General features: G+C 71.8%; 16 protein-coding genes and 2 tRNA genes. 2 read left to right on the top strand and 16 right to left on the bottom strand.

The features are described 5' to 3' along the window. Positions 1-2,032: PAS domain-containing protein (locus tag ACFV0Q_RS04400; protein ID WP_385000262.1), on the bottom strand; the 2,032-nt coding region annotated here is incomplete at its 3' end. Between the two features lie 119 nt (positions 2,033-2,151). Continuing rightward, a complete protein-coding gene (locus tag ACFV0Q_RS04395) occupies positions 2,152-2,577 on the bottom strand; it encodes an SSI family serine proteinase inhibitor (RefSeq protein WP_385000259.1) in 426 nt (141 codons plus the stop codon). 224 nt (positions 2,578-2,801) lie between these two features. Here ACFV0Q_RS04395 and ACFV0Q_RS04390 point away from each other — a divergent pair. Both ACFV0Q_RS04390 and ACFV0Q_RS04385 read left to right on the top strand, forming a co-directional pair. Beyond that, positions 2,802-2,892, top strand: a tRNA-Ser gene (locus tag ACFV0Q_RS04390). Positions 2,893-3,171: 279 nt separating this feature from the next. Continuing rightward, positions 3,172-3,244, top strand: a tRNA-Arg gene (locus ACFV0Q_RS04385). 79 nt (positions 3,245-3,323) lie between these two features. On the opposite strand, the gene xerC is transcribed toward ACFV0Q_RS04385, so the two are convergent. From xerC to ACFV0Q_RS04315, 14 genes are all read right to left on the bottom strand, one after another. Next, positions 3,324-4,559: a tyrosine recombinase XerC gene (gene xerC, locus ACFV0Q_RS04380; protein ID WP_385000256.1), complete on the bottom strand. Its 1,236-nt coding sequence runs from the start codon at positions 4,557-4,559 to the stop codon at positions 3,324-3,326. Then, positions 4,547-4,753, bottom strand: coding sequence for an excisionase family DNA-binding protein (locus ACFV0Q_RS04375; protein ID WP_385000253.1), 207 nt, complete (start codon positions 4,751-4,753; stop codon positions 4,547-4,549). The genes xerC and ACFV0Q_RS04375 overlap by 13 nt, the downstream gene beginning before the upstream one ends. Next, on the bottom strand, positions 4,741-6,153 hold the full coding sequence (gene repSA, locus ACFV0Q_RS04370) for a replication initiator protein RepSA (protein ID WP_385000250.1): 1,413 nt from the start codon (positions 6,151-6,153) through the stop codon (positions 4,741-4,743). Before repSA ends, ACFV0Q_RS04375 begins: the two co-directional genes overlap by 13 nt. Continuing rightward, a complete protein-coding gene (locus tag ACFV0Q_RS04365; protein WP_385000247.1) occupies positions 6,150-7,217 on the bottom strand; it encodes a DNA cytosine methyltransferase in 1,068 nt (355 codons plus the stop codon). Before ACFV0Q_RS04365 ends, repSA begins: the two co-directional genes overlap by 4 nt. Beyond that, entirely contained in the window at positions 7,214-7,411 is a 198-nt protein-coding gene (locus ACFV0Q_RS04360) for a hypothetical protein (RefSeq protein WP_385000245.1), read from the bottom strand. The genes ACFV0Q_RS04365 and ACFV0Q_RS04360 overlap by 4 nt, the downstream gene beginning before the upstream one ends. A 5-nt stretch (positions 7,412-7,416) precedes the next feature. Next, entirely contained in the window at positions 7,417-7,596 is a 180-nt protein-coding gene (locus tag ACFV0Q_RS04355) for a hypothetical protein (protein ID WP_385000242.1), read from the bottom strand. A 94-nt stretch (positions 7,597-7,690) separates the two neighbouring features. Further along, positions 7,691-8,236 carry a GGDEF domain-containing protein gene (locus ACFV0Q_RS04350; protein WP_385000273.1) on the bottom strand — a complete coding sequence of 182 codons (546 nt, stop codon included), beginning with the start codon at positions 8,234-8,236 and terminating at the stop codon, positions 7,691-7,693. Between the two features lie 5 nt (positions 8,237-8,241). Next, positions 8,242-8,565 carry a SpdD-like protein gene (locus ACFV0Q_RS04345; RefSeq protein WP_385000239.1) on the bottom strand — a complete coding sequence of 108 codons (324 nt, stop codon included), beginning with the start codon at positions 8,563-8,565 and terminating at the stop codon, positions 8,242-8,244. 12 nt (positions 8,566-8,577) lie between these two features. Next, positions 8,578-8,733 carry a hypothetical protein gene (locus ACFV0Q_RS04340; RefSeq protein ID WP_385000236.1) on the bottom strand — a complete coding sequence of 52 codons (156 nt, stop codon included), beginning with the start codon at positions 8,731-8,733 and terminating at the stop codon, positions 8,578-8,580. 19 nt (positions 8,734-8,752) lie between these two features. Continuing rightward, entirely contained in the window at positions 8,753-8,941 is a 189-nt protein-coding gene (locus ACFV0Q_RS04335) for a mobile element transfer protein (RefSeq protein WP_385000234.1), read from the bottom strand. Between the two features lie 22 nt (positions 8,942-8,963). Continuing rightward, positions 8,964-9,662, bottom strand: a complete 699-nt coding sequence (locus ACFV0Q_RS04330) for a DUF2637 domain-containing protein (RefSeq protein ID WP_385000231.1) — start codon at positions 9,660-9,662, stop codon at positions 8,964-8,966. A 65-nt stretch (positions 9,663-9,727) separates the two neighbouring features. Continuing rightward, positions 9,728-9,919: a hypothetical protein gene (locus tag ACFV0Q_RS04325; RefSeq protein ID WP_385000228.1), complete on the bottom strand. Its 192-nt coding sequence runs from the start codon at positions 9,917-9,919 to the stop codon at positions 9,728-9,730. Positions 9,920-9,997: 78 nt separating this feature from the next. Beyond that, entirely contained in the window at positions 9,998-11,347 is a 1,350-nt protein-coding gene (locus ACFV0Q_RS04320) for an FtsK/SpoIIIE domain-containing protein (protein WP_385000225.1), read from the bottom strand. Positions 11,348-11,349: 2 nt separating this feature from the next. Then, positions 11,350-11,679, bottom strand: coding sequence for a hypothetical protein (locus ACFV0Q_RS04315; RefSeq protein ID WP_385000222.1), 330 nt, complete (start codon positions 11,677-11,679; stop codon positions 11,350-11,352). Positions 11,680-11,814 lie beyond the last annotated feature (135 nt).

The following is an 11,814-nucleotide window of genomic DNA, read 5'->3' as shown; positions in this document are numbered from 1 at the left end:
CGATCGGCCGGGGCGCGGCGGGAGCCGCGAGCCCGGTGGCCGGCACCGGCCCGGAGGCGGGCCGCGCGGGCTGGGCGGCGGACCCCAGCGCCCGGCGGCGTCCGGCCGGATGCTCGGTCACCGGAACCGGGGGCACCGCCGGTACGGGCGGCAGCGCCGGCATCGCGGTGCCCTGCGGGGGCACGGGCCGTCCGGCTCCCGGCAGCGCGGGCCCGAAGGGGGCTTCGCTGCCGTCGCCGTCCCGGCCCCGCCTGCGCCCGGTACCCAGCCCGGCCGGGTTCACCGGGGACTGCGCGAGCTCGGCGGGACCGGCGGAGGCGTCGGCGGGGGTGCCGTCCGCGCGGCGCCGCCCGGACGGCAGCGCCAGGGCGCTCCCGCCCTCGCGGGCCCCGGGGGCCTTCGCCCGGTCACCCTCGTCGTCGAGGAAGGCGTCCACCCCGCGCCGGGCGCGCCGCCCGCCGGGACCGGCCGCGGGGCCGCCCCGGCCGGAGGCCTGCCCGCCGGAGCCGTCCGTACCGCCCGCGGCGGCCTCGGGCTTCACCTCGGGCTCCGGCTCGGGCTCGGGCAGGGTCACCGTCCCCGCTCCCGAGCCCAGCGGCAGCTCCAGCACGTACGCCCCGCCGGGGGCGCCCGGCACCTCCACCGTCTGCAGGACCCCGCCGTGCGCGGCGACGATGCCCCGCACGATCGGCTCGTGCACCGGGTCGCCGCCCTCGTAGGGGCCGCGCACCTCGATCCGTACGACGTCACCGCGCTGCGCGGCGGCCACCACGATCGTGGAGTCCATGTAGCCGCTGCCCTGGGGGGTCTTGCCGGTGGCGTCGACCCCGGCGACGTCCGCGACCAGGTGCGCGAGGGCCGTCGCGATGTGCCGCGCGTCCACCTCGGCCTCGATGGTCGGGGCGTGGACGGCGAACTGCGCCCGGCCGGGGCCGATCAGCTCGACGGCGCCGTCGATTCCGGCCGCGACGACCGTGTTGATCAGGGCGTTCTTCTTGCGGAGCTTCTCGTTGCCCGCGTCGAGGCGCTGGTAGCCGAGGACGTTGTCCACCAGGGTGGTCATCCGCGAGTAGCCGGCGGCCAGATGGTGCAGCAGCTGGTTGGCCTCGGGCCACAGCTGTCCCGCGTCGTCGGCGGCCAGCGTGGCCAGTTCCCCGCGCAGCTCCTCCAGCGGGCCGCGCAGGGACTCGCCGAGGACGGCGAGCAGCTGGGCGTGGCGCGCCGCGAGGGCGTCGTAGGGACGCCGGTCGGTGAAGGTCATGACGGCGCCGACGAGCAGCTCCCCGTCCCGTACGGGAGAGGTGGTCAGGTCGACGGCGACGGGCTGGCCGGCCTTGTTCCACAGCACCTGGCCGCGGACCCGGTGCTTGCGGCCGCTGCGCAGGGTGTCGGCGAGCGGGGACTCGTCGAAGGGGAAGGGGGAGCCGTCGGCGCGCGAGTGCTGGATCAGCCCGTGCAGCTCGCGGTTGCCGAGGTCGGTGGCGCGGTACCCGAGGATCTGCGCGGCGGCGGGGTTGACGAGCACCACCCGGCCGTCGGTGTCCGTACCGACGACGCCCTCGGCGGCGGCGCGCAGGATCATCTCGGTCTGCCGCTGGGAGCGGGCCAGCTCGGCCTCGGTGTCCATGGTTTCGGAGAGGTCCCGTACGACGAGCATCAGCAGTTCGTCGCCGGTGTACGAGGGCTGGGGCTCGCGGTAGGCGTCACGGCCGTCGAGGTGGGCGGCGGTGACCTCGACGGGGAACTCGCTGCCGTCGGTCCGGCGCGCCGTCATGCGCTTGGGCCGGGCGCGGCCGTCCTCGTCGTCGCCGGGGCGGCGCATCGAACCGGGGATCAGCTTGGAGTCGAACTCCGGCAGCAGGTCCAGCACCCCGCGGCCGACGAGACCCGTGCCGGGGCTCTCCATGACCTCGAGGGCGATCGAATTCGCGTTGACGACCGTGCCGTTGGCGTTGACGAGCAACAGCGCGTCCGGAAGTGCGTCGAGTATTGCTGCGAGGCGAGCAGCGCCTCGGGATGGCCTGCTGCTCACGACGAGCTTCCTCCCTGACCACGACTACCGGCATGTCACGGGAGGAGTCTAAGGGCACCGTCCCGCGGCGAGGTGGCGGATGAACGGGGGAAACCGTGCATCCGCCGCATCCTCCCAGGTCAGGAACGCGCACTCGGAAGCACAGGTTCCAGGTCGTTCCACCGGGTGATGGCGCATCCGTCCTTCCGCCGGAAGGTGCGGTCCACCTTCTGTCCGTGCCACGTTCCCGTGATGCGGGCGGTGGCCGGACCGCCGTCCTGGAAGGTGCACATCTGGCGCTTGGGTTCGGGGGCGAAGGGGTCCTTGCCCTCCTTGGCGAACTCCTCCAGGCGGGCACAGGCCTTCCCGGCCTCCGGGTGGTTGCCGCCGACGGGGCGGCACTCCAGCCGGTACTCGCCGTCGACCCGGCGGTTGCCGGTGTCGGAGACGGCGATGGTGAGGCGGTCGGGAGAGGCCAGCAGCCGTCCCAGCGGCAGTGGTGGCAGCGGGCCGGCGGCCGCGGCGGCCAGTGCGGAGGTGACGGCGAAGGCGGCGAGACGCAGCATGGGGCACTCCAGGTCGTCCGTACGTCGTACGCCTCACCAACGACGGGCCCGCCCCGACGTTGCGTGTCGTCCTGCCTCTCGTACGGGGTTGCGTGCCCCTCGTGTACGACCCGGCTTAAGGCTTTGCCCTGTGGGCCCGGCTCCTTGTACCGTGGGAGCGGATTGGTGACCGGCCCCGCGCCTGTGTCATCATCTGCACGCACCTTCGTACGCGGGGGTGTGCTGGAGGCGTCGCCTAGTCCGGTCTATGGCGCCGCACTGCTAATGCGGTTTGGGGCTTACACCCCATCGAGGGTTCAAATCCCTCCGCCTCCGCACTCACGAAGCCCCGGTCCTCACGGACCGGGGCTTCGGTGCGTTCAGGGCTCGATGGGTTCCGGCACCGCCGTGTTCCGGGTTCCCGATCACCGGCCGGGCCGTCACCGGGCCGTCACCGGGCTGCCGCCGGGTCGTGGGCGGATCTTCCGGACGATCTTCTTCCGGGGTGTTTTCGCAGGTCAGAGGTGGTGGACCTAATGGATTTCGCGTCCCGCCGAGGTCCATGTATTGTTGTTCTCGCAAGGCCAACGGGGCGCAAAACCCCGGGAAGCCCAAGCACTCGTAGCTTAACGGATAGAGCATCTGACTACGGATCAGAAGGTTGCAGGTTCGAATCCTGCCGAGTGCACAGCAGGCCAGAGGCCCCGGACGAGAGTCCGGGGCCTCTGCCGTTTCCGGCCGTACAGCAGCGAAGTACAGCAACCGCCTCAGCCGCTGCCACCCATCGCTTCGGACAGCTTGCCGAGGGCGTCGCGTACTGCTTCCTCGCTCGCTTCGGCGTAGACCTCCATCGTCATGGCGATCTGCGAATGCCGGAGGATCCGCTGCGCCACCTTCGGGTGGACCTTGAGCGCGACCAGGAGCGCGGCGCAGGTGTGCCGGGTGTTCCGCAGCGGGATCACCCGAAGGCCGGCACGACGAGCACGCAGGCCGAACATCCGGGTGAGGTTCCCCGGCTCGATAGGGGTCCCGTACTTCGTCGTGAACACCAACCCGTGGCTGTCCTGCCACAGCTCCCCGGCAGCCTTCCGATCCCCGACCTGCTGGGCTCGCCGCATCCGCAGCGCCTTGAGGCAGAGGGAGGGCAGAGGCAGGAAGTCATCCGAGTCCTCCGTCTTCGTCTCTCGGTGCAGGATCTGCCGCCCGGCCCGCTGGATCTGGTGGTCCACGTAGAGCTCCCCGGCGTCGAAATCGATCGACTTCCAGGTCAGCCCCAGCACCTCACCGCGCCGGAGCCCGAGGCAGAGGACGAGCACCCACGCGGCGAAGAGGTGATCCTCCCGGGCAACCCCGTCCGCCAGGAACCGGCCCGCCTCGACCACGGACCAGGGCTTGATCCGCTTGCGGCGGGGCTTGGGCACCTTCACGAGGGAGGCGACGTTCTTGCCGATCTCTTCCTCGGCGACGGCGTGCGTGAGGGCGGCCCGCAGCGCGTCACGGGAGCCCTGGATCACACGCCGGGACGGGTACGCCTCGCAGCACTCCCCGAGGGCACAGCACCGGCGGCCCTCACGGTTGCGCTTCGCGTCCTTGCCCTGGGCGCAGCACTGGCAGATCGCCGCCAGCTTGGTCAGCCACTCGCGGACGTCCCGGACGGTCAGCTTGTCCAGCCGCTTCGTGCCGAGGTGCGGGGCGATGTAGAGCCGTACGTAGCCCTCGTACGAGACGTAGGAGAGCGGGGCCAGGTTCGGCCTGACGATCGAGTCCAGCCAGTAGGAGAGGAAGGCGGAGACCGTCCGGTGCCGGGTGGTGACGGGCCCCTTCTTCGCCTCCGCGTGCAGGTTGAGCCACTTCTCGTGGACCTCTTCGCGGGTCTTGCCGTAGGCGTACTTCCGGGCGCGCTTGCCGTCGGGCTTGGTCACCCAGACGTAGGCGGCGTAGCCGTTCTTGTACGGGTAGATCGAGCCTTCGCCGTTGCCGCGCTTGCCGCTCATGCCGCCCACCCCTCGGCGGCGGCCGCGATGCGCTCGACGTACTCGTCCACCCAGGCCGGGAGGATGCGGCGGTTGCGGCCCACCTTCACCGAGCGGATCTCCCCGGTGAGCACGAGCATCTTGGTCTTGGACAGGCCGAAGCCGAGCATGTCGGCGACCTCGGCGGTCGTGTGCCACTTCCGCTGGATGACTACGGCAGCCACGCGGTCTCCCCTTCCGGTTCGGACAGTTCGGCCCGCATCTCACGGGCGAGTTCACGGTTGTGCTGGATGTCTCGGCGGATGTTGGCGGCGAGCCAGGATTCGCCGGGGGTGGAGCCGTGGCCGGCGTAGGCCCAGTGGGCGACGACGAGGAGGGTGGCTTCCGGGTTGTCGTCGGGGTCGGTCAGGCCGAGGGAGGCGCGTTGCTGGGCGGCGCGGTAGTCGGCGCGGACCTGGCGTAAGGCGCCGAGGGTTGTCGAGTAGCGGCGTGACTTGGTGGAGAAGTGCCCGCGGAAGCCGAGCATGTGGGCCCAGGCCCTCAGGCGCCGGTCGGGGTAGGCCCGGTCGAGGTCCATGCAGGCTTCCATGAGCCGCCGGGGGTGGTCGGGCACGCCGAGAAGGAACGCCGCTTCCTTGTTGGCCACCGGGTGGTCCACGGTGCCGGTCGTCTCGGCGGCCTTGGTGGCGTACTTGGCGACGTAGGAGGCGACGGCCTGTTCGGTCAGCTCCTCCCCGTCCCCGAAGGCGCCAATGGGCTGTACGTCGAGCTGGTCTCCCCACAGCAACACCTGGTCGTTCTCGACCCCGTACTCCGGATTGGCCGGCACGACGACGCGGACCCGGGCTGCGGCGGCCCGGATTGCGTCGGTGAGCAGATCGAGGGTGGCCCACGCGGGAGGCGGGGTGTCAGGCCCCTTCGGCCCGTCGAAGCGGATCACGGCGTGGAAGTGGACGGCCCCGCGCTTCTGGTACTCGGCGACCTTGCCGAAGGAGACGCGGGACTGCTCGCGAGCGGCTTTCTGCGTGAGGCCGGCGCGGGCGGCGACTTCCCGGCGCAGGTAGATCGTGAAGTAGCGCCACAGCTCGGAGGCGTGGTTGTTCCACAGCACCGCACCCGCGTAGTCGTACGTGTCCGGGTCGAGCGGGGTGCCGAGTTCGGGCGCGTCCTCGGTGTGGCGGACGCCGCAGCGGCAGGGGCGGGTGCCGGGGCGGTTGTGGACGGGGCCGAAGGACGGGGCGGTGAGGGTGGCGAAGACGCGGGGGTGGTCGCGGATCGTCTCGGGGGTGCCTTTGGCCCGGTCGCCGATGAGTCCGGCGCGGATCAGGTGGTAGGTGTCGCCCGCATACGCCCAGGCGCAGGCGGGGCAGCGGGAGGCCCGGCGGTTGCCGCAGGCGACGCGCAGGACACCGCCGGGTTCGGCGTCGGTGGTGTAGGCGTGGAGCACGGTCTTGGTGGCCGGGTCCATGATCTTGGTGCCGCCGGAGAGGCGGATCGGGGCGGCGCACCCCCCGGTGCGGCGGATTTGCTCGTGGAGGCGGTCGAAGCCGGGGGCCCCGGCCACCCGGAGCAGATCGCTCAGGGTGGCCGGGTCCAGGCCCGCCGTGGTGGCGGTGTCGGTCATGCGGCCACCTCCAGGGCGATCGGCACGAGCGAGCGCAGGACGGCGGCGGCGAGAGGCACGGGGACGGCGTTGCCGATCTGCTCGAACTGCTTGGTGCGGGAACCGGCCCACGGGTATGCCGGCGAAAAGCCTTGAAGGACGGATGCCTCCGCCACAGACAGCCGTCGAACCGGAGTGCCGTCGGGCTCAATCCAGGAGACATCGTTGAGGGCTTTGGCGAACAGGAGGGTGGGTGCTGGCTGGTTGAGCCGACGGCGGGTTGAAGCGGGCCGGTTGCCGACCCGTAGCATCCACGACCGCGCACGACCGGTGAGCGCCCAGGAGGGCCCGGTGGTGGGGAAGCGGCTGCCGCCGGTGGTGTGGTTCCCGCGCGTGACCACGTCTCCAGGCGGGCAGCCCAGCACGTCGCCCATGGTTCGCCAGGGCGGGAGACCATCACTGAAGAGATCGGCGGGAGTCCCGCCGTCGGCGTGCGTGGGCGCTGGCGGAAGGGCGGGGCGAGTGCGGGAAGCGATGAGGAAGGCGCGGCGCCGGGTCTGGGCCAAGCCGAAGTCGGCGGCGTTCAGCACGCCGGCCCACACCGAGTAGCCGACGCCCGCCAAGAGGCGCGCGGTGTGCTCGAAGAGAGGCAGCACCGCGGGAACCTCTTCCAGGGCGATCCATTCGGGGCGCAGTTCGAGGGCGTAGCGCAGGGGCTCGACGACGAGCAGAGACCGTGCGTCGGTGCAGTCGGGGCGCAAGGCGTTGCGGGTGTCGTGTCTACGGGCGAGATCGTCCAAGGCCTGGTGGCACAAGGGCAGGTCGGTGTTTCCGGCACGGAGGCCAGCGGCGCTGAAGGTCTGGCAGGGCGGGGAAGCGACCAGCCCGGTCACCTTTCCGTGAAGCGGGGCGGTGGGATAGGCGGCGACATCGGCGCGGATCGTGCGGTGCCCGGCGGAGGCGCGGGTGGCGCAGGTGGCGCTGTCGATCTCGATCCCGATGTCCCGGATTCCGAGCGAGCGCAGTCCCTCTGACCAGCCGCCGGGGCCGGCGAAGAGATCCAGGATCTGAGGACCATCGGTCATGACGTGGTCCTCTTTCCGTGTGCGGCGCCGTGGTTGGCTTTCCAACCGGAGACCAGGGCGCCGACCTGGGTGTCTCCCTTGGCGGTGGCGGAGGCGCCGCAGTGGCAGACGGCGGAGGCGGTGGCGGGCTCGGACGGCGAGGGCTTGCTGACGTGCAGACCGGGAGCGGTGTTCGTGGGGGTCAGCTTCGCCATGGCGGTCACCGGCTGAGCCGCGCGAGGGCCGGACGGGCCGTGTGGCCGAGGCCCTGGCACGTCGGGCAGTTGACGGGGATGGTCGTACGGGTGCCGTCCATGGAGTGGGTGCCGGTGGTGATCGTGGCGGTGGCGAAGCCGTCGCAGTCGCGGCAGATGAGCGGCGTCGAGGGGCTCTGGGGCATGATGAGTTGTCCCTTTCGGGTCCGTTGGATCTGGGAGGGGTTCAGGCGCCCGGGGCGGCGGAAGTTTGGCGACCGAGGCCGCCCCGGGGGCCGCTCAGCGTGTGTTGCGCCTGCCGTGGCCCTTGGCCGCGTACATCGCGGAGTCGGCGGCGGACAGGGCGTCGGTGAGGGCGGGCACCAGCAGGTCAGCGCGGTGGCAGTGGCCGACCGAGGCCGAGACCGGCAAAGCGAGTCCGTGGTGCGTGACGGGCTGGTCCAGGGCGGTCCGGAGGGCGTGCAGGCCCGGGGTACGGCCGGGGTCCGTGACGATGGCGGCGAACTCGTCCCCGCCGAGGCGAGCGGCGATACCGTGCCGGCCGCACCAGGTGCTCAGGCGGCGGGCGGTCGCGGCGAGCACCATGTCCCCGGCGGCGTGGCCGTGGGTGTCGTTGATCGCCTTGAAGTCGTCCAGGTCGACCAGGATCACGACGGCACCCGGGTGCTTGGCCACCAGGTGTTCGGCGCGGGCGGTCCAACCGGCCCTGGTGTGCAGGCCGGTCAGCGGGTCGCGGCGGGCGGTGGCCAGGCGGCGCAGGAGCAGCCCGCCGTGGAGTGCCCAGCCCAGGGCCGGTAAGCCCGCGGCGACGATGTGGGTGTCCACGGTGGTCACAGCCCCCTCTGGAGGTCCTTGACGAGCAGGCGCAGGACCACGGCGACGACGGCGAGGGAGACGCCGGTGATGGCGACGGCGAGCAGCATCGAGACGAGGACGGCCCCGACGACCAGGACCACGGCGCCACCGGCCGCCGCGAGGGCGACGGTGCTGCCGGGGGTGAGCTGGACCGGGAGACGTCCCGGGGCGGCCGGGGTGGTCGGGGTGTGGTGGGCGGCGGCCGGCGGCGAGGACTCGTGGCGGGGCTCGATGCCGGACGGGTGCGGGGTGACGATGCCGGTCGGGGACGGGTTCACCGGGATGCGCGGTCGGAGCATGGCGGGTTCTCCTTACTTGGTGATCGGGTCGAAGAGCGGGGCCAGGACGCTGTGGGCGAGGAGGTAGCCGCTGAGGAGGATCACGGCGACGAGCCACCAGGGCGGGCGGATGAGCTTGATTCCGAGGGCGCCGATGACGATCAGGGCGAGCCACAGGGGGACGTCCACGAGGTGGTCTCCTTCGCGATCAGCGCGGGTTGCAGCGGTGGGTACGGGCGGCGAGTTCGGCGGCGGCGCGGGTGTTGTAGTCGGCGGAGAAGTCGCAGCCGGGGGCGGTGCAGACGGCGGTGTGCTTGATGCGACCCCGGCCGTCGTTGTGGCTGCCGACCTGGACCGGGCCGAAGCGGAGGACGTTGTAGAAGCGGTTCGGACGCATGGAGCCTGCGTCTCCTCTCAGGTCAGGCGAGGGCGAGGGTGATCGAGTCCGCCAGTGCCTCGGTGACTCCGAGGCGGCTCCGAAGGGTCGCGGCGTCCATCGCGGTGCCGGTCTGGGCGCGGTAGGCGTCCGCGATCTTCCGTGCGTGATCGAGCAGCGCGGGCGGCACGGGCGGAGCGGGGGCGGTGTGGATCGGCGGATCGAGGGCGGGCGGAGCTGCCGGGGGTTCGGGGTCGGCCGGCGGCAGTTCGGGCGCCGGTTCGGCAGCCGGTTCGGGTGCGCGCTCCACGGTGAGATCGGCCACGGCTTCGGGCTCTTCCGCAGCCACCGGTTCCGGGTCCTGCGAGGGGGTGGGAGCCGGTGCCGGGCTATGGGCGAGGAGCGTGCCGCCGAGGAATGCGAGCGCGGGCCATCCGGCGACGAGGATCCGCAGCCAGGCCGGGACGTCGTGCAGGTCGAGCAGTCCGGCGGTGGCGACGTTGGCGCCGAGCGAGGCGACGAGGGCGATGGCGAACCACAGCCAGGCGTCTCGGTTCTCCGAGTCCGTTCGCATCCGGCGCCATGCCGCGACGAGCAGCAGGTCGACGCTGATGGGGTAGGCCCAGGCCTTCCAGCCGTCCTGCCCTGCCGCCGCAGCGAGGTCGTGCAGGTGGGCGAAGGACAGGGCACCGGCGATGACGGCCTGGATGAGCACGGCGTCGAAGCGGAGGGTGCGGAACACGGGTCACCTCCTTTCGAGGAGACCGGTGCCGGGTGCTGTTCTCCGGCACCGGGCGGGGGAACGGGTCAGGCGGTGCCGGTGCCGAGGCAGTCCGGGCACAGTCCGGTCTGCGTGGCAGCGATTTCGCGGCGCTTGCGGCCGACCCGGATCGTCGTGGTGGTCTCCCCGGATCCGGCGCAGGTGCCGCATGTCGCTGCGGCCGGTGCGGGCTTGGGCGAGCGGGGGCGCCGGGTCGGGGGCTTCTTGGCGGTGGCCACGGGTCTTCCTCCGGTTCGGGCATGGGCCGGGTAGGGACCTGGCGCGAGACGGTCGCGCCGACCGAGGGGAGGGAACTGCTAGTCCGTGGCCGGAATGGGCTTCACCAGCGGCACAGACCCGGGGTCCGGCATCACGGTGGGGATCATCGGCCGGTACGGGGCGAGAACGGGAAGGGCCGGGGTCAGGTGCGCGAACTGGGCGCAGATCTCGGCGGCCTCTTCGGCACCCAGCTCGGGGGTACGGATACGGGACCAGCCGCCGGAGGAGTCACCAGCCACGGCGAGACCAGGCTTGTCGGGCGGGATCGTCGTCACGGCCACGACCGCGTCCGGGGCGATGTCCCCCAGGCCCATGTCGGCGGTCTGCTTGTCGTTGACGCGGTGGACGACGCGGCCGGTGAGCTGGGCGCGGAGCGTGGTGGCGCCCTTGCCGAGTTCGGAGCCGAAGCGCTGGCCGCAGATCTCCAGGTAGATGCCGGCGGCGCGGGCCATCTGCCCGAGGCGGATCAACTGCATCACCATCCGGTCCCGGCGTTCCTCGTCCTTCTTCACGGCCACGAGGAACAGCTCAGCCACCTCATCGACGAGCAGCACGACCGGTACCGGCCGGACCTGGGCGGGCAGTGCCCACAGGTCAGCGGCCCCGTACTCGCTCAGCAGGTCGAAGCGGCTTTCCATCTCGTCCACGAGCGCGTCCAGGAGTCCGGACGCCTCTTCCGGCGTAACGGCGAGGGCTGACAGGCGCGGCGCGTACCGGCGCTGCTCAACTCCCCGCTTACAGTCGATGCCGACCAGGGCGACCCGCAGCCGGGCGAGCCCGGCGATCAGGTTCCGCAGGTACATCGTCTTGCCCGACTGGTTGGCGCCGAGCGTCAGCGCGTGCGGAACCTTGAGGTAGTCCCGCACGAATGCGGTGCCGTCCTCCCGAAGCGCTACGGGGACCACCATCTGCCCCGTGGGACCCCGACGGGGCATCTTCACCCGGCGCAGGATGTCGTAGCCGGTCATCCGCAGTTCCACGAACCCGGGCTTCGTCTCGACCACGTGGACGGAGTGGACGCCCCAGGCGTGGCGCAGCCGCTCGGAGGCCGCGATTACATCGGCGGGCTCCAGACCGGCCGGCAGACGCAGAGTGACCCGCATACCGGTCGAGGAACCCCGCACCCGGCGGATCTTCGGCGGGACGGGCTGCACGTCGCTGCGACGGGCGACGTTGCGGACCAGGAACGCCCGCAGGCGGGACGGCTGCACCGTCAGCCCGCACACGTCCATCGTGGCCCGGTAGGTCACCGCGAACCGCACACGAGCCACAGGGAGCCCGGCCACGGACCAGAAGACGCGCGGGGCGCGGAGCTTCGCGTACCCGAGGCCACCGCCCGCCCCGGCAAGGGGGAGGCCGACCTCCCATAAAGCCGTCAGATCGGCCATGGTCAGGCCCCGGCCGTGAGGGCGACGGCGCGGAACGAGATGCCGTGGCGGGTCTGGCCGTTGAACGTGTTCTCCCAGTCCCGGGCCTTGAGCCCGATCACCGAGACCGGCATGCCGGGCATCAGGCCCTCGGGGAGCCCGGTCTCCGGGACGGTCACCTGGTAGAGGTTGCCCTCCCCCTCGTCCGAGATCAGCAGCCCCACCGTGGACAGCCCGGCACCGGTCTCCCGGTCCATGGCGCGCTCACCGGTCTGCTTGCTCACGAGCTTCGGCACGGGCGCCGTGGCCACGAACACCACGGCGGTCGACGTGTCCACCTTGAACGACGGCATCACTACCTCCAGCTTTGTCGAGAGCAGCCCCAAGGGGGCCGCCACTACGCCCGCTGTCCTAGGACTGCGAGCACTTGGATAGATAGTGCAGCGCAGTCCTAGGACTGTCAACAGTCCTAGGACTGTGTTTGACTT

It is taken from the genome of Streptomyces sp. NPDC059564 (genome assembly GCF_042735575.1).
Lineage (GTDB): Bacteria > Actinomycetota > Actinomycetes > Streptomycetales > Streptomycetaceae > Streptomyces.
The sequence above is the reverse complement of the archived record's forward strand: the minus strand, read 5'-3'. Positions and strand labels throughout refer to the sequence as shown.